The organism is Escherichia sp. MOD1-EC6098, from assembly GCF_002965865.1.
Classification (GTDB): domain Bacteria; phylum Pseudomonadota; class Gammaproteobacteria; order Enterobacterales; family Enterobacteriaceae; genus Escherichia; species Escherichia marmotae.
The window spans coordinates 25,918-43,635 of record NZ_PTSN01000022.1; the positions used below are offsets into that span (position 1 = coordinate 25,918).

34 protein-coding genes are annotated in these 17,718 nt (G+C 55.5%); 1 reads left to right on the forward strand and 33 read right to left on the reverse strand.

The window, feature by feature from the left end:
- The 24 genes from C0K55_RS20465 to C0K55_RS20575 form a co-directional block, all read right to left on the reverse strand.
- Positions 1-357 carry a phage tail tube protein gene (locus C0K55_RS20465; protein ID WP_001062748.1) on the reverse strand — a complete coding sequence of 119 codons (357 nt, stop codon included), beginning with the start codon at positions 355-357 and terminating at the stop codon, positions 1-3.
- A gap of 9 nt (positions 358-366) precedes the next feature.
- Entirely contained in the window at positions 367-1,842 is a 1,476-nt protein-coding gene (locus C0K55_RS20470; RefSeq protein WP_105266505.1) for a phage tail sheath subtilisin-like domain-containing protein, read from the reverse strand.
- Complete coding sequence (locus C0K55_RS20475) at positions 1,842-2,027, reverse strand: DUF2635 domain-containing protein (RefSeq protein ID WP_024195697.1); 186 nt, start codon at positions 2,025-2,027, stop codon at positions 1,842-1,844. Before C0K55_RS20475 ends, C0K55_RS20470 begins: the two co-directional genes overlap by 1 nt.
- Complete coding sequence (locus tag C0K55_RS20480; RefSeq protein WP_105266504.1) at positions 2,008-2,619, reverse strand: hypothetical protein; 612 nt, start codon at positions 2,617-2,619, stop codon at positions 2,008-2,010. The genes C0K55_RS20475 and C0K55_RS20480 overlap by 20 nt, the downstream gene beginning before the upstream one ends.
- Positions 2,616-3,158: a phage virion morphogenesis protein gene (locus tag C0K55_RS20485; RefSeq protein ID WP_105266503.1), complete on the reverse strand. Its 543-nt coding sequence runs from the start codon at positions 3,156-3,158 to the stop codon at positions 2,616-2,618. Before C0K55_RS20485 ends, C0K55_RS20480 begins: the two co-directional genes overlap by 4 nt.
- Entirely contained in the window at positions 3,158-3,595 is a 438-nt protein-coding gene (locus C0K55_RS20490; protein ID WP_000540583.1) for a gp436 family protein, read from the reverse strand. Before C0K55_RS20490 ends, C0K55_RS20485 begins: the two co-directional genes overlap by 1 nt.
- On the reverse strand, positions 3,595-3,906 hold the full coding sequence (locus C0K55_RS20495) for a hypothetical protein (protein ID WP_001290368.1): 312 nt from the start codon (positions 3,904-3,906) through the stop codon (positions 3,595-3,597). The genes C0K55_RS20490 and C0K55_RS20495 overlap by 1 nt, the downstream gene beginning before the upstream one ends.
- An 81-nt stretch (positions 3,907-3,987) precedes the next feature.
- Positions 3,988-4,890: a Mu-like prophage major head subunit gpT family protein gene (locus C0K55_RS20500; RefSeq protein WP_105266502.1), complete on the reverse strand. Its 903-nt coding sequence runs from the start codon at positions 4,888-4,890 to the stop codon at positions 3,988-3,990.
- The gene (locus C0K55_RS20505; RefSeq protein ID WP_105266501.1) at positions 4,890-5,852 is read right to left on the reverse strand and encodes a phage protease; all 963 of its coding nucleotides are present in this window, start codon (positions 5,850-5,852) and stop codon (positions 4,890-4,892) included. The genes C0K55_RS20500 and C0K55_RS20505 overlap by 1 nt, the downstream gene beginning before the upstream one ends.
- 214 nt (positions 5,853-6,066) lie before the next feature.
- Positions 6,067-6,831: a phage head morphogenesis protein gene (locus C0K55_RS20510; RefSeq protein ID WP_105266500.1), complete on the reverse strand. Its 765-nt coding sequence runs from the start codon at positions 6,829-6,831 to the stop codon at positions 6,067-6,069.
- Entirely contained in the window at positions 6,824-8,395 is a 1,572-nt protein-coding gene (locus C0K55_RS20515; RefSeq protein WP_105266499.1) for a DUF935 domain-containing protein, read from the reverse strand. The genes C0K55_RS20510 and C0K55_RS20515 overlap by 8 nt, the downstream gene beginning before the upstream one ends.
- Positions 8,392-9,927: a terminase large subunit domain-containing protein gene (locus C0K55_RS20520; RefSeq protein WP_000192879.1), complete on the reverse strand. Its 1,536-nt coding sequence runs from the start codon at positions 9,925-9,927 to the stop codon at positions 8,392-8,394. Before C0K55_RS20520 ends, C0K55_RS20515 begins: the two co-directional genes overlap by 4 nt.
- Positions 9,924-10,505 (reverse strand): DUF3486 family protein, encoded by a 582-nt coding sequence (locus C0K55_RS20525; protein ID WP_000426824.1) that lies wholly within the window; start codon positions 10,503-10,505, stop codon positions 9,924-9,926. The genes C0K55_RS20520 and C0K55_RS20525 overlap by 4 nt, the downstream gene beginning before the upstream one ends.
- Positions 10,495-10,653: a hypothetical protein gene (locus C0K55_RS26250; RefSeq protein WP_165787343.1), complete on the reverse strand. Its 159-nt coding sequence runs from the start codon at positions 10,651-10,653 to the stop codon at positions 10,495-10,497. The genes C0K55_RS20525 and C0K55_RS26250 overlap by 11 nt, the downstream gene beginning before the upstream one ends.
- The gene (locus C0K55_RS20530; RefSeq protein WP_000101554.1) at positions 10,643-10,942 is read right to left on the reverse strand and encodes a hypothetical protein; all 300 of its coding nucleotides are present in this window, start codon (positions 10,940-10,942) and stop codon (positions 10,643-10,645) included. The genes C0K55_RS26250 and C0K55_RS20530 overlap by 11 nt, the downstream gene beginning before the upstream one ends.
- A gap of 2 nt (positions 10,943-10,944) precedes the next feature.
- Positions 10,945-11,232 carry a VpaChn25_0724 family phage protein gene (locus C0K55_RS20535; RefSeq protein ID WP_024168521.1) on the reverse strand — a complete coding sequence of 96 codons (288 nt, stop codon included), beginning with the start codon at positions 11,230-11,232 and terminating at the stop codon, positions 10,945-10,947.
- A 5-nt stretch (positions 11,233-11,237) separates the two neighbouring features.
- Positions 11,238-11,543, reverse strand: a complete 306-nt coding sequence (locus C0K55_RS20540; RefSeq protein WP_001372558.1) for a DUF2730 family protein — start codon at positions 11,541-11,543, stop codon at positions 11,238-11,240.
- Positions 11,528-11,755, reverse strand: coding sequence for a TraR/DksA family transcriptional regulator (locus tag C0K55_RS20545; protein ID WP_000128966.1), 228 nt, complete (start codon positions 11,753-11,755; stop codon positions 11,528-11,530). The genes C0K55_RS20540 and C0K55_RS20545 overlap by 16 nt, the downstream gene beginning before the upstream one ends.
- Complete coding sequence (locus C0K55_RS20550; RefSeq protein ID WP_000371429.1) at positions 11,752-12,360, reverse strand: hypothetical protein; 609 nt, start codon at positions 12,358-12,360, stop codon at positions 11,752-11,754. The genes C0K55_RS20545 and C0K55_RS20550 overlap by 4 nt, the downstream gene beginning before the upstream one ends.
- Positions 12,348-12,758: a hypothetical protein gene (locus C0K55_RS20555; RefSeq protein WP_063103520.1), complete on the reverse strand. Its 411-nt coding sequence runs from the start codon at positions 12,756-12,758 to the stop codon at positions 12,348-12,350. Before C0K55_RS20555 ends, C0K55_RS20550 begins: the two co-directional genes overlap by 13 nt.
- On the reverse strand, positions 12,742-12,969 hold the full coding sequence (locus C0K55_RS20560) for a hypothetical protein (RefSeq protein ID WP_040088621.1): 228 nt from the start codon (positions 12,967-12,969) through the stop codon (positions 12,742-12,744). Before C0K55_RS20560 ends, C0K55_RS20555 begins: the two co-directional genes overlap by 17 nt.
- A gap of 1 nt (position 12,970) precedes the next feature.
- Positions 12,971-13,567, reverse strand: coding sequence for a glycoside hydrolase family 108 protein (locus tag C0K55_RS20565; RefSeq protein WP_105266498.1), 597 nt, complete (start codon positions 13,565-13,567; stop codon positions 12,971-12,973).
- Positions 13,568-13,652: 85 nt separating this feature from the next.
- Positions 13,653-14,102 carry a Mor transcription activator family protein gene (locus C0K55_RS20570; RefSeq protein ID WP_105266497.1) on the reverse strand — a complete coding sequence of 150 codons (450 nt, stop codon included), beginning with the start codon at positions 14,100-14,102 and terminating at the stop codon, positions 13,653-13,655.
- Positions 14,099-14,650 carry a gp16 family protein gene (locus C0K55_RS20575; protein ID WP_105266496.1) on the reverse strand — a complete coding sequence of 184 codons (552 nt, stop codon included), beginning with the start codon at positions 14,648-14,650 and terminating at the stop codon, positions 14,099-14,101. Before C0K55_RS20575 ends, C0K55_RS20570 begins: the two co-directional genes overlap by 4 nt.
- Before the next feature lie 72 nt (positions 14,651-14,722).
- Between C0K55_RS20575 and C0K55_RS20580 the strand changes: the two genes are divergently transcribed.
- Entirely contained in the window at positions 14,723-14,962 is a 240-nt protein-coding gene (locus C0K55_RS20580; protein WP_105266495.1) for a hypothetical protein, read from the forward strand.
- On the opposite strand, the gene C0K55_RS20585 is transcribed toward C0K55_RS20580, so the two are convergent.
- From C0K55_RS20585 to C0K55_RS20620, 9 genes are all read right to left on the reverse strand, one after another.
- On the reverse strand, positions 14,922-15,203 hold the full coding sequence (locus tag C0K55_RS20585; protein WP_105266494.1) for a hypothetical protein: 282 nt from the start codon (positions 15,201-15,203) through the stop codon (positions 14,922-14,924). The two genes, C0K55_RS20580 and C0K55_RS20585, sit on opposite strands and share 41 nt — an antisense overlap.
- Positions 15,200-15,508: a hypothetical protein gene (locus C0K55_RS20590; protein ID WP_105266493.1), complete on the reverse strand. Its 309-nt coding sequence runs from the start codon at positions 15,506-15,508 to the stop codon at positions 15,200-15,202. The genes C0K55_RS20585 and C0K55_RS20590 overlap by 4 nt, the downstream gene beginning before the upstream one ends.
- Position 15,509: 1 nt before the next feature.
- Positions 15,510-15,659 (reverse strand): hypothetical protein, encoded by a 150-nt coding sequence (locus C0K55_RS26255; RefSeq protein WP_172956166.1) that lies wholly within the window; start codon positions 15,657-15,659, stop codon positions 15,510-15,512.
- Positions 15,652-15,834 (reverse strand): hypothetical protein, encoded by a 183-nt coding sequence (locus tag C0K55_RS20595; protein ID WP_105266492.1) that lies wholly within the window; start codon positions 15,832-15,834, stop codon positions 15,652-15,654. Before C0K55_RS20595 ends, C0K55_RS26255 begins: the two co-directional genes overlap by 8 nt.
- Positions 15,827-16,057 (reverse strand): hypothetical protein, encoded by a 231-nt coding sequence (locus tag C0K55_RS20600; protein WP_236942611.1) that lies wholly within the window; start codon positions 16,055-16,057, stop codon positions 15,827-15,829. Before C0K55_RS20600 ends, C0K55_RS20595 begins: the two co-directional genes overlap by 8 nt.
- A gap of 94 nt (positions 16,058-16,151) precedes the next feature.
- Complete coding sequence (locus C0K55_RS20605) at positions 16,152-16,676, reverse strand: host-nuclease inhibitor Gam family protein (RefSeq protein ID WP_001107927.1); 525 nt, start codon at positions 16,674-16,676, stop codon at positions 16,152-16,154.
- A 20-nt stretch (positions 16,677-16,696) separates the two neighbouring features.
- Complete coding sequence (locus tag C0K55_RS20610) at positions 16,697-16,984, reverse strand: hypothetical protein (RefSeq protein WP_105266491.1); 288 nt, start codon at positions 16,982-16,984, stop codon at positions 16,697-16,699.
- Positions 16,985-16,996: 12 nt separating this feature from the next.
- Positions 16,997-17,416: a hypothetical protein gene (locus C0K55_RS20615; RefSeq protein ID WP_105266490.1), complete on the reverse strand. Its 420-nt coding sequence runs from the start codon at positions 17,414-17,416 to the stop codon at positions 16,997-16,999.
- 14 nt (positions 17,417-17,430) lie between these two features.
- Entirely contained in the window at positions 17,431-17,694 is a 264-nt protein-coding gene (locus tag C0K55_RS20620) for a hypothetical protein (RefSeq protein ID WP_096965955.1), read from the reverse strand.
- Positions 17,695-17,718 lie beyond the last annotated feature (24 nt).

The following is a 17,718-nucleotide window of genomic DNA, read 5'->3' on the forward strand; positions in this document are numbered from 1 at the left end:
TCACACCTTCACGCATTTTTCACCGATAAAGTTCGCACTGATGGTGCCGGAATCCTCGTCCAGCTCCGCCGGGTTATCCGTGGCTGAACCTGTCATCATGTAGTTCAGGCCGTTGTCGCCGTAGAACATCACCGTGACGTCTTCCCAGCTGCTGATTTCAATCACGTCCATATCCGCTGCCGCTGCAATGGTCACCTTGATGGACGGCGAGGCCATCTTGCTGGAGATACCCCAGACCTTGCCGCCGCCCATATGCTGGGTGCGGCTGAAGCCGCCCGGGTTCAGCGTGGATTTCCCCTCGGTTTTAATTTCGCGGCCATTCACGCGAATGGTCGCCATGCCAAGAATTTTTGCCATGTGGTCCCCTTAAAGCTTGAACTGAATCAGGCCTGCCAGCACACGCATCTGGTTCACCAGATTCGGGTGACAGATAAAGTTCAGACGGTTTTTATCGCTGCTGTCGCGTGTCACCTGAAGCGTGTCCTTGTAATCGCTGAAGTTCTCCACAAGGCCCGCCGGGAGGAGTTCGGTCTGGCAGATATCCAGCAGCTCTGCGGTACACAGCTTCGGCGTCATCACCGGCTGCCCCGCATCCAGCGAGTCCAGCACGTCATCGTCCGCCAGCTTGTGGCGCGGATAACGGTTCGAGAAACGGTTTTTGATGATGTAACGGATACGGCCCAGCGTGGCGGGGGACTGCACATCAAGGTACGACACATCCGCATCACCGTACTGGTTAACCCGGTACATGGTGATTTCACGCTCGATGCAGACGTTATCCCCGGCGTCCACCATGTGCGTGGCAATGCCGTCATGCAGCAGCAGGTTACGTTCCGGCATATCCCAGCGAACATTACGCGCAGGCGGCAGAATGCCGGTCAGAACCAGCGTCTGAAGCGGACGTGCCGGATCAATGGCGAGGTAATACGCTGCCGTTGCGCCGTATGACGCGGCCCACATCCACGCCGGGTGCGGTGACAGGTTGGTGCCGATACAGCTAATCAGCCAGTCATTGCGGGTTTCACCAAACGTACCGGTTTCCCCGTGTGTGCCACGAAACGCCGTCCACAGCTGCGCCTCCATCATTTTGAGCGGCCCCCAGCGGTTCAGCAGTTCATCACGCAGGGTGTTCAGGCTTTGCGTGTCGGTGAACGGGGCGATGATATCGGTAAACCACTCCGGGCCGATGGCCGCAACGGCACCCGCCATTTCCGGTGTCCCGGTGCCGCCGGTAAACGCGGTGGCTGTCACCTTCACACCTGCCGGGAAGGCTTCTCCGGTGTAGTAGTTCAGGCGAACGTCGGCACCGTTGCCGGTGACGCCGTGCCAGTTCACGGTCAGCTCCACGGTATCCGTGGCATCATCCTTCACCGCAGCGGCCACCTGCGTGGCAGGCTTTTTCGTCACCGCATCAGCAATGGCTTTTGCAATGTTTTCTTTCGTAGCCCCGGCGCTCACGCTCACCTGAACGGACACACCGTTAATCAGCAATGCCACCGTTCCGGCTTCAGTCGCTGTCCCCAGCACGGTCAGCGTGGCTTTTGCGGCAGCGCCTTCAGGCGCGGCAACCGGCATTGCCCAGGTTTCCGTGTACGTGTTGGCACGACGCAGCATTTTAAGCATTTCAGCCAGCATCGACCCTTTGCCATAAAGCTGGTCTGCCTGGCTGTCACTGGTGATGCGGGTCAGTGACAGGGCGTCTGCGCTGCCGGACGATACCGCATGGCCCATGACCAGAATTTTTCGGCTTTGCGCGGATGCACCATCCAGCGCCTGTGAATTGTCGATATCGATCCAGACAAGCGGGACGCGGATATCATCAGGAATTGAACCCAGCGACATTATTTTTTCCCTCTGGTTTTGTTGCTATTTTTCGGAAGCGCGGTTATTTCCACATCTCCCTCGGCTTCACGGCGCAGCCAGTAAGCGCAGACGTCGAGACGTTCCCCTTCCGGGGATAAATGCGCGCCATCCGGTTTACGGACACGAACGTTTTCCCGCGCTGGCTTAATCAGTTTCTGTTCCATCGTCACCCCGTACATGGATCACGTCGTTAATTTCAGTGTGTTCGCCGCAGCGCAGCGTTGCCCCGAGGCGCAGGAAGTCCGGGAGCGCGGCGAGATCAATCTCTTCATCCAGCCGAAATTCCTGCTCCCACGTCACCGCCCACATGGTGACACCCAGCCCGTCGAGGCTGGCGGAGTAAATGTTGTCTGCCCGTACATCAGCAGCCAGGCGTTCAGCCCCCATGCCCGCTGTGGCATCCGACGACAGCAGACGTTTGATCACCTTTCCGGCCAGTACTTCACAGCGCACGTCGCGGGAATACCCCCACGAATCCGTCGCCATGATGTAAGCCACCCAGGTAACCAGACCGGACAGCCCACCGCGCGGGTTGATATCCCGGACACGCAGGGCAGCTACCCGGATACAGCCGGTGCGACCGGACATATAGCGTTTGACTTCCTCCGGGCTGTTAAACTGGCCGATGTGACGCTCCACCACATCAGCCCGGTCTGGGGTGTCCCCCTGAAGGGCCGTTTGCAGCCAGGCCACAATGCGCTCTGCGGCCGCAACGGTGCTCCCCGGTGTGCGCAGTTCAGGGCGTTGTTCTGTCATGGCAGAACCTCCTTCCAGAAATGACTGATAACCTGTTGCAGCTCCTGCTGATTGGCAGAAGACAGCCCCAGAAATTCACGTTGCGGAATGTTCATCATGCGGTTATGTGCGCCGACGGTCTGCCAGACCGGATATTTCAGCGCCCGCCCGAAACACTGCGAGATAAGCCGTTTGTGGGCTCTGACCGGCACACTGCCGGAAAAGCCGTCATTCATGATGCGGGCATAATCCAGCGGTGAACCGATACGCACCACGCGGTTTTCCACGATGTACTGGATACTCTCCAGCAGATGGCCTTCACCGCGCAGCAGACTCTGGTTGCCGTGGCGGGTCTTTTTGTACCCGTCAGACCAGTCTGGCCAGCGTTCGCCACCCGGACTGGTTTTCTCATCGATGATGCGGCGGCGGGTCTGTGATTCCACCACCGCACCGATGCTCTCCAGCAGCTCTGCCTGCAATGAACCATCTGCCAGCTTTTCAACGGCGCGGCGGATATCCTCCAGACGCTGGTCACCGCTGACCTGTACAGAAATCCCCATCACAGCACCCCTTTCAGGTTGTTACGGGTGAACAGCCGGGCATTGGCACCCACTACAATGATCTTCCCGTGGTCGGTTTCTGCCGGGGTGGCATACGTCGGCAGCCCCAGGTCACGGGTGCCGTTCGCCATCTCACGCAGGGTTTTAATGGCGTCATCGTAGCGTTTCTGGATCAGCTCCGTGATTTGATTGTCACGCTCTGACAACCAGTAAAACGCCAGCGATACCGCCACGCGTTGCAGCGGGCGCGGGATTTCCGTCACTCCCAGCGGCAGCTGGTAGCGGCGGGACAGAAACGAATCAATTTCCGCTTCGGCATCACTGATGGCCTGACGGATTTTGTCTTCATCCAGTTCGTTGGTTTCCCGGTTAATCGCCATGTTCCAGACAAGATTGCCGTCCGCGCGTAACAGGTCTTCCTGCGTGATATACCCCATCAGCCTTTCTCCGCTTCCCGGACAATCAGATTCGGCTCTGCCATCAGGCGGGTGGCAACCGCAGCGGTCACCGCCACATCCTCACCAGCATGTGACCAGAAACGGCCACAGCGCCAGAACCCGTTTTCAGACACGGCCCGGACGTTCAGCCGGACAGGGGCGTCACCCTGTACAGTAACCGGGTCTTCAGCCGGACGTGGTTCATTCGCCTGACCGTCAGCCACAATAACGTCTGCCAGCGGTGCCGGGTTTTCCTGTGCTGCGCTGTTCTTTGCGGCTTTCGCGCCTTTGGTTCCTGCTTTTTCACTCATGACTCTGCCTTTTAAAAGGCAGTTAAAAGGGCATTCACAGCGCCTTTTAACTGCGGGTTACAACAGATTACGGATGACGGGTTATGCCGGGGTGGTGATGAACGGACTGACCACGATGTCCACATCCTTGTACCAGATGTTGGAATCGCCGCCGTTAACCAGCATGGCGTCAATGATGCGCTTCGCGGCTGCACGGTTTTTCGGCCCCACCACAAGGGTGGTCGGGCGGATGCCCAGCGGTTCACCGTTGGTGGTCTTCATACCCAGCAGCAGATTGCTGGCCTTCTCGTAGTTCTCCGCTGTCAGTGCCGCACGGGAACCGACGGCGGTCTGCCAGAAGCCGAAGCCCGCATTGCAGCGACCGTCCACCCCGTAAAGGAACTCGTTATTCTTGAAGGTGTGCTCGCTGTTCAGATCATCCAGGGCTTCAAACTTAAAGGCGCGTCGCGTCTGCCAGATGATGGGTTTCAGTACCTGAGAATCATCAATCAGAAACCACGGTTCCCCCTGGTCTGATGCCGGGGTGCCGACAACGTTGCTGTATGTGCCGTCGCCCAGCGGGTGGTCTTCATCAAAGAAGTTCTGACCGTCAAAACACAGGGTGTTAAACCCGGCACACAGCAGGGGGTAACACAGCTTGTCCGGGAACTCCGACGTCTGGCGGCCATAGCGTTCAGCGATAATGCTGTACTGACCAATCTGATCGTCTTCAATGTGTTCGCGTTTAACGCGGATCGAACTTTCCCAGGTTTTGTTCGCAAGGGTGTAACCATAACCGTCCAGCGTTGCCATCTGACGGGCGCTGACCCATTCCTTAATCTCCGGTAAATCTTTCATCCAGCCGTAGGTATTGGAGGCGGACGAACTCGGGATTTCAGAGGCGATGCGCTGCCACTGTGGGGTGACACCACTCAGCCCACGGGTATAAGCGGCGCTCAGACAGGTGGTCAGCGCGTGAAGGACTTCGGAAGTGACTGCTCCCATCAGTTATTCTCCTGTTTAGGTTTAGCGGCGAGGAACTCTTCCCCGGTAATACCCATGCTGCGGCACATCGCCAGTTCGGCGTCGGTCAGTGTCTGCGCGGGTTTATCCTTGCCCTGGCTGGGCTTGTCGTTGTTCACCAGCGGCTGTGCACCTTTGGTGTACTCCGCAAACTGTTTGCGGCCTTCTTCCGTACGGCAGGTGGCAAGGAACATGTCACGGTTTGCCGGGGCCACTTTTCCGGCTTCGATGGCCGCATCCACAAGCGCTTCTGCTTCCTTCTCTTCCAGTTGCTGAAGGCGTTGTTCTGCGGTTTCGGCACGGTTCAGTGCCAGATTGTGGGTTTCCACCGGCACAAACTTCGTCAGATCAGGTGTCTGTGCGCGGTTCAGCGCCACCTGTTCGCTCTCCTGAAGTTGTTTAATGGCGGCCACGGTATCGTCCACCGTGGCAGATTCAGCCAGCCCAAGCAGGCCGGTGATTTGCACAGGTACTGTCATCGGGTTTTTCTCCGTATTCAGTGCAGGAAAATCCAGGTTAGGTTTGTTGGTCAGCCCGACGCTGGACAGGCGCGTCACCACACCGTCTGCGTCAAAGAAAAACGCCGGGCTGTAATAGCGGTAACGGCGTTCGCTCAGCATCCACCGGGCGTACTCGCTCCAGACAACACGGCCTTCAATGGTGCCGCTGTCCGTCACGCGCAGTTCTTCCACCCAGCCATACGCCGGGGCTTCATCACCGCGTTGCCCTTTAATTTCGGTGGCGTGTTCAATGTCCACCGGAATTTTGATGTCGGACGAACGGGTGACCACCTCATGCGGATTGCGGTTAATCCACGTCCGGCCATCGCGCCCGGTGAACTCACCCGCAGGGACGAGTTCAAGCCATTCCGGCAGTTGAGCAGGTGTCAGCTCAGGGATGGGTTCTGGCAGGGAAAAACACAGCGCCAGCAGTTCCGGTTGCATGTCAGTCTCCGTCGTTTGGGGTTACCGACGGTCAGTATGCGGAAGGCAGAAAAAAAGCCGGATTTACCGGCTTCACTGAAAACGGGAAGAACACCCCCTTCAAAACCCCTTCAAAAACGCCACAGCATCTTCAAAAACGTCTGAGTGCACATTCACGCCATCAGAATAAAAAACGCGTTTCTGATGCGTTTCAGGGGGATTTACGGCGGGAGGGTTACTCACTGTCAAAACGGGCCTGTTTTGTCGCCAGCTGGCGCGCCAGCTCCTGCTCACGGTTTATGCCGGGATTGTAGTTCCAGCCCGGATCAATCCCTTCCGGCACATCTTCCTCTTCGCCCGTGCGTTTGTTCACCCAGCGGACAGTTCTGATTTCCGGCGCTTCGGTATGAATGGTGCCCTGTGCCGCCAGTTGCGCATACTCACCACGGCTGACCTGACGAATGGTGCATTTGCAGCCCCAGCCGTTAGGCGCAAAATGCGTCTGCCAGAACGGGTGGTCTGTCGGCAGACACAGACGCGCCCATTTCACATGCTCCGCCCGGTGCTCACGGGATGGCCCCAGCTCATAAATCAGATACGGCATGGCCCGCTTTGTCCGCTGAATGCGTTCCCACTGGCCCGCCGCGCGGGCGGTGCGCATGTTGGTGTCAAAAATCGTGCGGAGGCGGCGGTCGCTGCCCAGTTGCACGGTGCGGGTTTCACCCGTCAGCGGATCATCCATCTCCTGTACGCCCCACCATCCGCGTTTTATCAGCAACGGTTGCAGCATCTCCCGGAACTCGCTGAACGTCTGCCCGCTTTGCAGGGCGTCTTCCACAAGGGCTTTCACATCCGACAACAAATCCAGTTGCAGCATTTTTGCCACGGTGAAGCTGTTCCGGTGTTCTTCCCGCCATACATCCCGGTAATCAAAACCGGGGCGCAGCTTCTTCGCCTTCAGCCACGCCAGCGCCTCTTTCGGGATGAGGGTTTCACGCATGGCCGGTGTCCCCCAGCGCACGCGCCTTAAAGCACACCTCCGCCAGTTGCAGGGCAAAGTCGTCCGCGTTCAGCGTTTCCTGAAGCTCAGGCAGGCGTTTCAGAAAGTCATCAAAACTGTCGCATTCCTGCGCCAGTGTCAGCACCGGGTTCGTGAACGCCTCGCCGGTTTTCTGCCAGTCACGCAGGGCATCATCCACCATCTGTGCCAGTTCGTCGGGGTGTTCCCGGTTCAGGGCGACGCGCTCGCGGTTCATCGCCATATCACCCGGCATCCCGGCAGAAACCGGATGCAGAACATCAGCCCCGTCGTCCGGTTCAGCCAGGCCGAACCGGTCCCGCAGCTCCGATTCCTGAACCCGCATCCCCCGGTCAATCAGCGGCACCAGAGCATCTGTCAGCGCCTTCAGATCTTCCGCTTCACTGATACGCAGAACAACACGGGGGTAGTGCGCCTGTGGCCCGTAATTGGCCTCGATATAGGGACGCACCAGATATTCATTCAGCGTGTTAGCCAGCTGTCGCGCGTCCCAGCGCACAATGTCCATGCGCACCTGATTGTGCACGTCCGCCTGTGAGCGCGAACTGCCGTTATCCGTGGTCATGGTCTGCCCCAGCACGGCTTTACTGATTTGCGCATCACACCATTCCGCCATTTCACGGAACAGTGCGCCGCCGTTATTCCTGCTGGCGGTTTCCTTCATCTCCAGTTGCATGGACTGCGGAATGGCACACCCGGCATCCGAGGCAATGGAGGCAATCGCATCAATCAGCACGCGGATTTGCTCCTCCGTGGCGTTGGGACCGTATTTCCCCACCGTAACCGGAATGCCGAATTTTTCCGCAAATGCCCACCAGTCGCGCACGGTAAAGGATTTCAGCATGTACATCACCGCCACCAGACGGGCCAGACCGTTACGCAGCGGCAGACCGGATTTCAGACGCGGCTGGTGAACAATGAATTTTCCCGGTGTCAGCGGTACGCCATCCACCGGTTCATCGTCAGTCAGCAGGCGGAACTGGCGCAGCGTGGGTTTTTCGGCTTTCAGAAAACGGGGATCAACCCACTCATAATCACGGGGCACCCAGTGGTTGTTGCGGGTGTTCCACAAAATTTCACAGACCGCCACGCCTTTTCCCAGCCCGTCGAGCAGATCAAACATCAGCTCAGGGATTTGCGGTGCCTCCATCAGTGCACGGATGGCGTCCGCCAGTTGCACGTCAGCATCGTCATCACTGGCGGCCACCACCACCGGTTCGATACCCGCCACCGTCAGCTTGCGGGTGCGCAGTACCGAGGCGTAATGCAAATCGCGTTCTTCCATCTCTTCAGCAAGGATAAAAAAATCACGCGTGATGCCGTCAGTAGCATTGCGCAGAATGCCTGCCAGCCTGCCGGGGTTCAGCCCGGAGGCGACGCTGATACCCGGCGAGGCCGAACGCACACCGGCATGACGCGGACGGGCCTGTGCTTCGTTGAGCGCCTCTTTTTTCAGCGTGTCTTCCTCACCGGTTGCCGGGTTCAGCAGACGGCGAACGGCCCCGGCCAGTTGTTTCAGGTTCACAGTAAACCTCCCTCATTTTTCAGGCCGCGCGTTAGCTTCATCTGGCGGCGCGCGTTGCGTTCTTCCGGTTTCGCCGGGCGGTTCAGGCGGTGCAACTCGTAACGGTGGCAGTCATCCTTGCTGGCAAGGAAGCCCAGGAAAATGGCCACAGCGGCGTCGCCGTGACGTTTGTGACCGTCGCTGCCTTTGGTTCGTGAATCATCAATGCCGGGAACGCCACGCAGTAACTGAATGGCTCCGAGGTCATTGATCACGTCTTCATGCTTCGGAAGGATCAGCTCATCATCTTCAAACGCCGCACGGAAACGGGGCATGTTTTCGCGGTAAAACGCCACGGACAGCATCACCTGTTCCACTTCATCGCCGTACCGCTCTGCCGCCTGTTCTGCCAGATACTGACCATTCCCCCGCGCATCCATTTTGATGCCGTCACGGCGGGGCAGACGATCGCAAAGCCAGAACAGCACCTGCTCCTGCTGTTTAAACGGCACATTGCCAAGCTCAACCAGGAACGGCACCTCGCGGGTGGTGTCATCGTTCACCGTCACCGGGGCCAGTACGGTCAGGTCACCCGAACGCGCAAAGTCTTCCCCCAGACAGTGGCGCAGGTTCTTCGGGAGTTTTTCCAGTTCAGGGCGCACCACTGTTTCCAGCCATTCCCGGATATCTGCCCGGCGCTGGCTTTCCGTCAGTGCGTTAAATTCCGGTGTGCCGGTAAAGCGCAACACTTTCCCGGTGCCACGGGCCGCACGTTCACGCAGTGAGCGGGGGATATACGTGCCGCCGCCGTTTTTCGGGACGCAGTAATACTCCTCCAGCGCGTCTTCGCGGGTGGCGGTATTTCGCAGCAGGCCTTCTTTCCATTCCGCCTCGGCTTCCGGTGACCACACCATGCCGCGCACCTGACAGATACGTCGGTACAGCCCGTCATTGCAGGCGTCGTCCAGCGTGATGGTGTGAATGCTGTAATCTTTTTTGCCCGCGCGGCTTTCCTGAATAAGCTGATTAAACAGGTTGTCCACGCCGTCATGGGTGGAAATAAGGCGAATTTTGCCGCCCCATGTTTTCAGCGGCAGCACCGCCTTCAGCAGCTCGTCCAGTTTTTCATGGAACGCGGCCTCGTCGATGGTGACATTCCCCTGCATCCCGCGAATGTTGCTCGGGTTGCTGGACAGTGCCTTGACCTTAAAACCGCTGGCGAAGTACACGACGAACGTCAGAATGTCCTTGTCTTCGTCGGTGATCACTTCCTCGCAGATTTCTTCCGCTGCCGCATTAAACGCCTTCGCCCACATCGCCACGGCGTCGATAAATTCGCGGGCCATCTCCTTATTCGAACCGATATAAAAGTGATCGCGCCCGCCGTCTTCCTTCTTCAGTGATGCCGTCAGTGCTGCATCCGCCGCTTCCGCCCAGGTTAAACCGGTACGGCGGGATTTCTCGGCAATTTTCAGGTCGGCATCATCCGCCACCCAGCGTTTCTGATACGGCAGCAGAACATCATATTCACTGAACGTATCCATTTGTGTCATACGCTAATCCCCAGAATGTCTCGTTTGATGGTGTCAGCCGCACCACCTGACAGACCGCCCGTTCTGACCAGTTCTTCGGTTTTCTCTGCCATCTCCTGCGCAAACGCATCACGGATCGCTTTCTCGCGTTTATGGCTGGTCATGGCTGCCGCTTCCAGACGCTGGGCAACCAGCGCCAGTTGCCCCAGCGCCTTCGGTGCAACAGGCTTGTCGTCTTCTGCCATCGACATGGACGTTTCAAAAGCCAGCGTTTTTACAAACTCCATCAGCAGTTTGCCGACGTCTGACGTCGGCGCGGAACCCAGCTTTGCCGCCCAGACTTCGGCCATTTCGCGGGAGGCACGGATTTTTGCCCCGACTTTTTCCATGCGGATGGCATAGCGGTTTAAGCCCGTCCGGCTTAACTGCATCTCTTCCGGCAGGTTGTGTTCGTCAATCAGGGCGTTGATGGCTTCGCGGATTTCCTCCTGCGTGTGCCGCTTTTCCCGCAGCATCTGATGCAACTGCTCCCGGATGCTGTCCGGGAGTAAATCCACTTTGGAAAGACGGCCACGGGTGGGGCGTTGTTCATTTTCCATGTGTGCCCTCCTGTTGCTCACTACGCTGTAAACTTTCGTATGCAGATTTCAGTGCGCCGTTCTGGATTTCCCGCCATGTCAGGTTATGCGCCAGACGGCGGAGTTCATCACGGGACGCTTTACTTATCGGATTCTTTTTACGGTTCACGACGGCCCCCGTCTTCAGTTCCCGGTGTTTTCAGACCGGCGTATATTTCTTCGCGAACGGAGCGGATATCCTTACCCAGCAGCTTCCACAGCCGCGCACATGCCGGTGATGAACGCAGGGCACGTTTCATGGGGGTATCCGGTGCATCCGGGTTCCAGGGCTTTCCGGTCTGTTGTTCATATGCACGGGCGATGGCGTTTTTCTCAATATCCGCGAGCACAAGACAGTACGCCAGCTGCCGCACGACGGCCCGTTCTCCGCGACTTAACGGCTTCAGTTTTCGGGCCATGCTCAGTCCCTCGCACGGGGTTTTTTAACGCCCGGAACGCTGGACAGGCCGTTTGCCACATCCTCACCGCTGCCGGTGATTTCAGCCACGTAACAGCCGCCCACATCAGACAGACGAACCAGCCCCTGCTCGCGCAGCCATGCAAGCTGGGTGCGCACCACATCACGGGATACCTTATGACCGTAGGCCTGAAGGCAGGTCTGCAACACGGATTCATTCGCGCTGTCGCCACAATCCAGCAGGGAACGCAGCAACACCAGACGACGGTCTTCAGTGAGGATCTCTTTCATCGCCATTAATTTTTTTCCTTTAACTCGTTCTCTAATAACAAATCGCTGATGCGGGATACCTGGCGGATGGATGGCCCCAGCTCTTTGATTTCTCCCCGCAGGTTGCTGATATCCAGTTGCAGGCGGTGGAACTCATCACGATCAGGTAGCTGATGTACCTGGCTTTCCATCACCGACACGCGGGAACGCAGCAAATCAAACTCTTCGCGTTTGACGTAGGTCTTTGCCAGAATCAACTGAAGCAGGTTTATTCCTGTCATCAGCAATGCCCACAGAATGGGCCAGTTGGCTCTGATCATTTCCCAGGACACGTTTTCCTCCTGCGTTCCCGCATCTGCTGACAGTCAATACAGGTCACCACATCCGGCAGCGCCGCAAGGCGCTGTGCCGGAATAACGTTCCCGCAGTCATTGCAGAAGCCCCGGCTGTGGGGCGTTTCTTTTGTCCGTGTCTGCCAGGCTTTAACGACGCTCTGACGCTCGTTCAGAACCACTTCACTGATGCGATCGATTTCGTCGGTCATTTCGGCCCCGCAGACATTTTGTGACGGCTTGATTTGCTGTAACGGGCAAAGCCGTCAAGGGTTCTTACACCGAGATAGCCCAGCGCCGGGGTAAGCAACATCAGCGTGATATCCCAGTCCGGTGATGGCATATGCAGCGTGATACCTCTGGCACCGGCAATGGCTCCGGCAATCTGGCCGCAGGAGAGCAACAGCACATAGGCCAGACTGCTGTAACAGGAAAGGCGGGCCAGCAGCGGGCGTGTCTGGCGCACATAGCTGTCCGTGGCGTTGTCACCATTGCGGATGGTTTCCTGCTGTTCGTGGTGTGCGGCCTGCTGGTCAGCCAGCACCAGCTTCTGCCGTTCCACCTCCAGCTGTTGCAGCTGAATTTTCAGGGTTTCCAGTTGCACCAGTTGCTCCGGTGACAGCATCACCAGTTTTTGTTCCAGAATGCGTTGCTGTTCAGCAACGGGAAGGCTTTCCCGGACGCTTTCCACCATACCGGCCACCGAGTCAGCGGCGGCAGATGTACTGCCACCAAACCAGCGCCCGACGGAACGAATCAGCCCCGGCCCGGCTTTCAGCAGAACAGAGGCGATGCCTGAAAGGGTTAACGGATCCATGAATCCCCCTTATGAAAACGGCGCTGATGTTTATAAAGTGCCGCGCAAAAAATACCGCCCAGCCAGAACGCCAGCTGATAAGGCTCCTTCAGATAAAGAATGCCGAATGTCAGCATGAAAAAACCAACGGCCCAGACCACCCATGACCACACGACAATTCGAAGGGAGGCGGCCCGGAAACGCCTTTTGGGCTGCAGGCGATAAGGTACGTTGCCCAGCTGGAAACTGTGAATCAGGCAGAGTGTCGCGCCGTATGCCAGCACCATGACCGCAAACGCCCGCCATCCGGCAAAACAGCTCGCCAGAAAAAGTACTGCCGACAGTCCCAGAAACGACCACTGGCACAACATAAAGCGGGAGTAAATAACGCGAACAAAAAGACTATTCATTCTGTGCATTGAGTTTTTCCTTGTACTTCTGGCACTGCCAGAAAATGTCCCGTGTATCCACGGAGTTCCAGCCACGCATGTAGTAGCTGGCGTGTGTGCCATCATGGCCGGTATAGTCCAGCGGTTTCGGGGGCGGACCTCCGGCCATGCGGTGCAGAACCTCCTGGCGCAGGCGGTCACGCCGCCCGGCTTTCAGTGAGGCATCCCAGCCTTTGCCCATATCACCCCCGCGTGGCGGACATGATGCCTAAAGGGGTATCGATGATTTCCAGACAGGCGTCGGTCAGCTTTTCCATGCGGTTAAACCAGCCGTTCAGGTATTTTCCCTGGGCGGGGTTTGATTTGATGATGTCGGCATAAAAGCGGGAACGACGGACAATGCAACGGGCCAGCAGCCAGTCCGGGGTGGACAGACTCACGGCCTTACGGGTACGCGGACCAATGATGCCGTCAGCATCCACATCAGCGGCTTCCTGCAAAATCCTGATGGCTTTTTTAACGCCATGCTGAACCGCCGCATCGAACACAAACATCGCCACGCCATCAGGCCACTGGTCACATCCGGCAGGCAGCCAGTAATCGCGCCAGTAAATCTGCGCAACCTGTTCGCGGGTTAAATCCTTAATGCGGGTATCCGGTTTGCCGTCGCCGTTGACATCGGTTTTGCCGTCAATCACACCGTCGCGGCGGTCAGAAATGCCGTATTTGGTTTCGCCGCCACGGTCAGTGGGGTCATTGACATAAACGCCTTCGATATCAGGACGCAGAATAAAATTCAGCGCATGCTCAAAGGCCGGGGAGAATTTTTGATTTTCCATAAAAGCACCTGTGAAGCAGATTTAAACGTGGTCTGCTTCATGGTGCCGGAGGCATAAAAAAAGCCGGATTTACCGGCTTCATTGATTAAGGGCGTCGTGGCGGACGACGAACGGGGTGAGGCAGGTTCGGGGAGTGGTAAAACAAATCCGGCTGGTATTTATTACGCTCCAGACGTCGCATCCGTTTGATGGCCTTGTAGACGGTTTTATACGTCACCCCATAACGCTGAACCAGTTCAGGAATATTATGGCCGTTAAAATCACGCCAGATACGCATATCCCGGACAAGATTCTCCAGAATATTCCCCCTAGGAACATAAACCTGCATCCCGCCGATATGGCGACAAATCGCCACAACCAGCTCAATGGAATGAGCAGGGTCTGCGCCAATCCGGGCCAGCTCTTTACGCAGCAGTGCGTTCAGTTCAGAAAGTAACGCCGGATAAGCGGTGTTTTCCTGGTAATCGTTAAGGTATTCCAGAACGCTGTCGTCCCGGAAGTCTTCGAATAAATCCTGCTCTTTCATCTGTTTCATACAGCAATTCTCCCGCTGTTTCGTGCGCGGGCATATGCACTGGTCAGTGCATCATAGCCGCGCAGTTCCCGCCCGGATGGGCTTACAGGTAAAGGCACACCATGTCGGGCAAAGGCTTCCCGGATGCAGCGCATATGCCACTGTTTGAGCGTTTCGAGCACAACATGCAACGATTCCCCGTGACACCAGGCCAGCGTGGAAACACCCTGACCACCATTACGTCTGGCCGTCAGGCGTTCAACGTATTTGTCCAGCGCGGCGTCGCTGATATCGGAGACGAAACCATCAAGAAACATCTGCTGCCAGATTTTATAAATCTTCTCGCGCGGTGTGACATGCCCCTTAAAGCGACGGCGGGGATGTTTTTTCTGCTTCTTAAAACCGCGCTCTTTCATGGCATCGAGCACCTGTTCCAGTTGTGCGACAGTCAGTTCGCGGCAACTGGTCTTGCCTGTGCACTGCACCAGAAAGGCGCGGTAAGTGTCATCGTCGAGTTGTAGATCACGACGGGCAACATGGATTAATTTAATCAGGGATGTGCGACTCATAATCGTACCTCCGAAAAGGGGCGGTGCTGCAACACCGCCCGTACTATTGATAACACTGAAAATGGAGACGACATGTCTGTAGAAAACAATGCGTCAATCACTTTTAATCTGGTTTCGGGTCTGATGTTGAAACTTGTCCAGAACAAGACTCTGACAAAGGGGGAAGCTCAATCCATACTGGCCTCAGCAATTCTTGAAAACATTCAGAACCGGGAGGGCGTTACGGATCTTGATCTTCATGCGCTTCGTCTGAAACTTGCTATGTCTGATTTCAGCGTTGAAAAAGAGCCTCCACAAGACGCTCAGGCGTAATCACGTCTGATGGTTTAAGCCCCAGCCTGCGGCGAATAAATTCGTCGCGGGCTTTTTTGTTATCCAGTGAAACTTCATCTGCAATAATATTAATTTCATGCTGGATAATATTCACAGTAACACGCGCAGACAGCCCTTCACGGATAGCAATATCAATAATATCGCGCATACGCTCAAGCATTTTAGCCTTCACCAGTTCTTCATCCAGATCTTTGGGGATAAATGTGATTTCATCGTTCATTTTGCAGTTCTCAGAATAAATTCAGGATAAAAATTCATACTCATTTGCTGTAATACATTCAACGCGGCAACCGCAGCCTGCTTATCATTCCCTTTGGCTATTCCTTTTAATTCTCTGATAATCCATGCCGGGCTAAGCGCCTCAGCCATTTCCAGTCGGGCGTCGTTAAAAAGCAATAGCTCTGCATCATCATGTTTTTCGTCTTCCAGATAAGATACGAGCTTATCCGCTGATTCCCTGCTCATTCCGCCAGCCATCAATGTGGCCCGAAACTCCGCATGCAGGGTTACTTCTTGTGTTATCATTTCATTCACCTTCACAATTCACGCATGCCGTGTCATCGCCCATATCGCAGTGGTTGCATTTCTGCTCGCCACAATAAGGGCACTCTTTCAGATATTCAGGGACTTCATTACCGCAGGCCGGGCATTCCTGCTTTTCGTTTACGTTATTCATTCCTTAATACCTCCTCGCAATAAAAGATTTCACTGGGATAACGTTTTTGTATGCGCTCCATCACCTGCATACATGACTGCTCTGTGGGCCAGATTTTTTCCGTTACGGGTATGGCATCACAGGCATCATTCCCGCAGGTGCCAACCAGCAGGACAAAGCCAATTGACTTAATCACTGCTCGTCTCCATCTGTTCCAGGCGCTGCGCTTCGCGCATACACAGCTGCGCAATCATCATCTGGCGGGTAATGCCTGCACGAATAAACGAAGCTGCGCGACGGAGATTTTTTGCATTCGCCTGTTGAATCAATGCAGGTACTGATGCCAGACATTCGGCGCTGTCTTTAATCAGCGTTGCTGCTGTTATTTCTGTTTTTTGTCGTTCACTCTTTGTGGTCATAAACATCACCATTTCAGATTCAGGCGCGAGCAATCCCCTGACGCATCGCGCCATAATTAAAAGAAAGTGAATTAATTAAATATTCGTGGTGATATTAAATACCGGCTTCCTGTTCAAACGGAATAATAGAAAAATCTTCAATGCCCGATTTAACTGTAATTCCGGCAACACCTGCGACCGCTTTCGGTTCCAGTAAAATCGCTTCCTTGTTGATTTCCTGTTTCGTGCGAATAAAGCGTTGCAGGCCAAGACGCTCCAGCGTTTCCATCACCGCATCCACACCGCGAATACTTACCGATGGTGGGCGCTGACGCCATGACACATCGCCGGTTACCAGGTTCGCCGTCTTCACCTTGCCGCCGTTCGTCAGTTCGTCACGGTTCGCTTCACACCACCCCTGAACGCCTTTTGAAAGGGTTTCAATACTGGTTTTAAGGGGCGCAATCTGTGAGGCGTATTTCTCCGTAATCTCAGCGATAGCGTCATTCATTTCCGTTTCAAGTCGTGCTGCTTCGCGTTGCAGGTCACCAATCCGGCGGATATCACATACCACGGCATCGCGGGATTGCGGAACATAAGCCGCTGCGGCGTTCTTGATTCGTTTTGCTGGTTTAGCCATATAAATAAAGCTCCTGTTAATTAATATTCGCTGTATACAATGCTGGATACAGCACGATTGCTTAATTCCATCTTTTGGGCAATGACATGAATAGCCAGCCCGTCTTTATAAAGTTCTCGACACAAATATTTGTCGTGCTCACTGATTCGATATGCACACAACGATATTCCGTGCCTTCTGGCGTGTGCCCGGAGGGCGGTTGTGGCAACGTTCAGTTTTTTCGCCATTTCCTCGACGGTCATTTTCCCGACACTGGCTTCGATAAATTCCCGGTCTTCGCGTGACCAGCGTTTACGCTTACACATCATTCCGGTCACCACTCAGTACAACAGGGGTTCGCGCAGTGATGCCGGAATATGCCGCAGCGATAACTGAACCGCTTTCAGGGCAAGGGAAGAATACGTCCCCTGCGTCCAGCCTTTCGCCATTTGCCGGTAATCGCGCCAGATGTTCTGCCACTGCTCCCGTGCGTCCGGGTCTGACGCGCTGATGTATTCTCGGCCCATGACGTATTCCCATAAATCCACATTGAAGGCATTGCCAAACGTAATGGCGCGGAATACCGCCTCCCCGCAATAACGCGCACAAATGCTGTAATGGTCGAATGCAATCAGGTAAGTCTTTTCGCCATACCCCTCAACTTCGCGCGCGCAAATAAATTCGCGCAAGTCTCCGCCATTGTTATTACGCATTTTGATTCGAATTAATGCCTGGATTTCGTTTCTGATTTTGGCGTTCATTGTCAGCGTTCCTTTCAGTGACGTGTTCCTTCAACTGTCGCTTCTGTGACACTGCCACCCGAAATGACGCCATCATTTTTCAGTATTTCAATGGCCTCATGGGCTGACTCGCGAACGATATCCCGGCTTTTTTCCAGAACCAGTAACGCTATCGCACCAGCAAGCGTGTACTCATCACCATCCAGTTCTGCGCTGTGGTCCACGTTAACATTGGTGCGTAAATGCTGCCCTTTAACTTCAGATGTCACATTTTTGATTTCGATAATGACTTTTGCCATTTTGTTATTCCTCACAAATAAATA

Coding starts and splice junctions, on each gene's coding strand:
- C0K55_RS20465 (WP_001062748.1), bottom strand. CDS start 357: ATGGCAAAAATTCTTGGCATGGCGACCATTCGCGTGAATGGCCGCGAA.
- C0K55_RS20470 (WP_105266505.1), bottom strand. CDS start 1,842: ATGTCGCTGGGTTCAATTCCTGATGATATCCGCGTCCCGCTTGTCTGG.
- C0K55_RS20475 (WP_024195697.1), bottom strand. CDS start 2,027: ATGGAACAGAAACTGATTAAGCCAGCGCGGGAAAACGTTCGTGTCCGT.
- C0K55_RS20480 (WP_105266504.1), bottom strand. CDS start 2,619: ATGACAGAACAACGCCCTGAACTGCGCACACCGGGGAGCACCGTTGCG.
- C0K55_RS20485 (WP_105266503.1), bottom strand. CDS start 3,158: ATGGGGATTTCTGTACAGGTCAGCGGTGACCAGCGTCTGGAGGATATC.
- C0K55_RS20490 (WP_000540583.1), bottom strand. CDS start 3,595: ATGGGGTATATCACGCAGGAAGACCTGTTACGCGCGGACGGCAATCTT.
- C0K55_RS20495 (WP_001290368.1), bottom strand. CDS start 3,906: ATGAGTGAAAAAGCAGGAACCAAAGGCGCGAAAGCCGCAAAGAACAGC.
- C0K55_RS20500 (WP_105266502.1), bottom strand. CDS start 4,890: ATGGGAGCAGTCACTTCCGAAGTCCTTCACGCGCTGACCACCTGTCTG.
- C0K55_RS20505 (WP_105266501.1), bottom strand. CDS start 5,852: ATGCAACCGGAACTGCTGGCGCTGTGTTTTTCCCTGCCAGAACCCATC.
- C0K55_RS20510 (WP_105266500.1), bottom strand. CDS start 6,831: ATGCGTGAAACCCTCATCCCGAAAGAGGCGCTGGCGTGGCTGAAGGCG.
- C0K55_RS20520 (WP_000192879.1), bottom strand. CDS start 9,927: ATGACACAAATGGATACGTTCAGTGAATATGATGTTCTGCTGCCGTAT.
- C0K55_RS20525 (WP_000426824.1), bottom strand. CDS start 10,505: ATGGAAAATGAACAACGCCCCACCCGTGGCCGTCTTTCCAAAGTGGAT.
- C0K55_RS20530 (WP_000101554.1), bottom strand. CDS start 10,942: ATGGCCCGAAAACTGAAGCCGTTAAGTCGCGGAGAACGGGCCGTCGTG.
- C0K55_RS20535 (WP_024168521.1), bottom strand. CDS start 11,232: ATGAAAGAGATCCTCACTGAAGACCGTCGTCTGGTGTTGCTGCGTTCC.
- C0K55_RS20545 (WP_000128966.1), bottom strand. CDS start 11,755: ATGACCGACGAAATCGATCGCATCAGTGAAGTGGTTCTGAACGAGCGT.
- C0K55_RS20550 (WP_000371429.1), bottom strand. CDS start 12,360: ATGGATCCGTTAACCCTTTCAGGCATCGCCTCTGTTCTGCTGAAAGCC.
- C0K55_RS20555 (WP_063103520.1), bottom strand. CDS start 12,758: ATGCACAGAATGAATAGTCTTTTTGTTCGCGTTATTTACTCCCGCTTT.
- C0K55_RS20560 (WP_040088621.1), bottom strand. CDS start 12,969: ATGGGCAAAGGCTGGGATGCCTCACTGAAAGCCGGGCGGCGTGACCGC.
- C0K55_RS20565 (WP_105266498.1), bottom strand. CDS start 13,567: ATGGAAAATCAAAAATTCTCCCCGGCCTTTGAGCATGCGCTGAATTTT.
- C0K55_RS20570 (WP_105266497.1), bottom strand. CDS start 14,102: ATGAAACAGATGAAAGAGCAGGATTTATTCGAAGACTTCCGGGACGAC.
- C0K55_RS20575 (WP_105266496.1), bottom strand. CDS start 14,650: ATGAGTCGCACATCCCTGATTAAATTAATCCATGTTGCCCGTCGTGAT.
- C0K55_RS20580 (WP_105266495.1), top strand. CDS start 14,723: ATGTCTGTAGAAAACAATGCGTCAATCACTTTTAATCTGGTTTCGGGT.
- C0K55_RS20585 (WP_105266494.1), bottom strand. CDS start 15,203: ATGAACGATGAAATCACATTTATCCCCAAAGATCTGGATGAAGAACTG.
- C0K55_RS20590 (WP_105266493.1), bottom strand. CDS start 15,508: ATGATAACACAAGAAGTAACCCTGCATGCGGAGTTTCGGGCCACATTG.
- C0K55_RS26255 (WP_172956166.1), bottom strand. CDS start 15,659: ATGAATAACGTAAACGAAAAGCAGGAATGCCCGGCCTGCGGTAATGAA.
- C0K55_RS20600 (WP_236942611.1), bottom strand. CDS start 16,057: ATGACCACAAAGAGTGAACGACAAAAAACAGAAATAACAGCAGCAACG.
- C0K55_RS20605 (WP_001107927.1), bottom strand. CDS start 16,676: ATGGCTAAACCAGCAAAACGAATCAAGAACGCCGCAGCGGCTTATGTT.
- C0K55_RS20610 (WP_105266491.1), bottom strand. CDS start 16,984: ATGATGTGTAAGCGTAAACGCTGGTCACGCGAAGACCGGGAATTTATC.
- C0K55_RS20615 (WP_105266490.1), bottom strand. CDS start 17,416: ATGAACGCCAAAATCAGAAACGAAATCCAGGCATTAATTCGAATCAAA.
- C0K55_RS20620 (WP_096965955.1), bottom strand. CDS start 17,694: ATGGCAAAAGTCATTATCGAAATCAAAAATGTGACATCTGAAGTTAAA.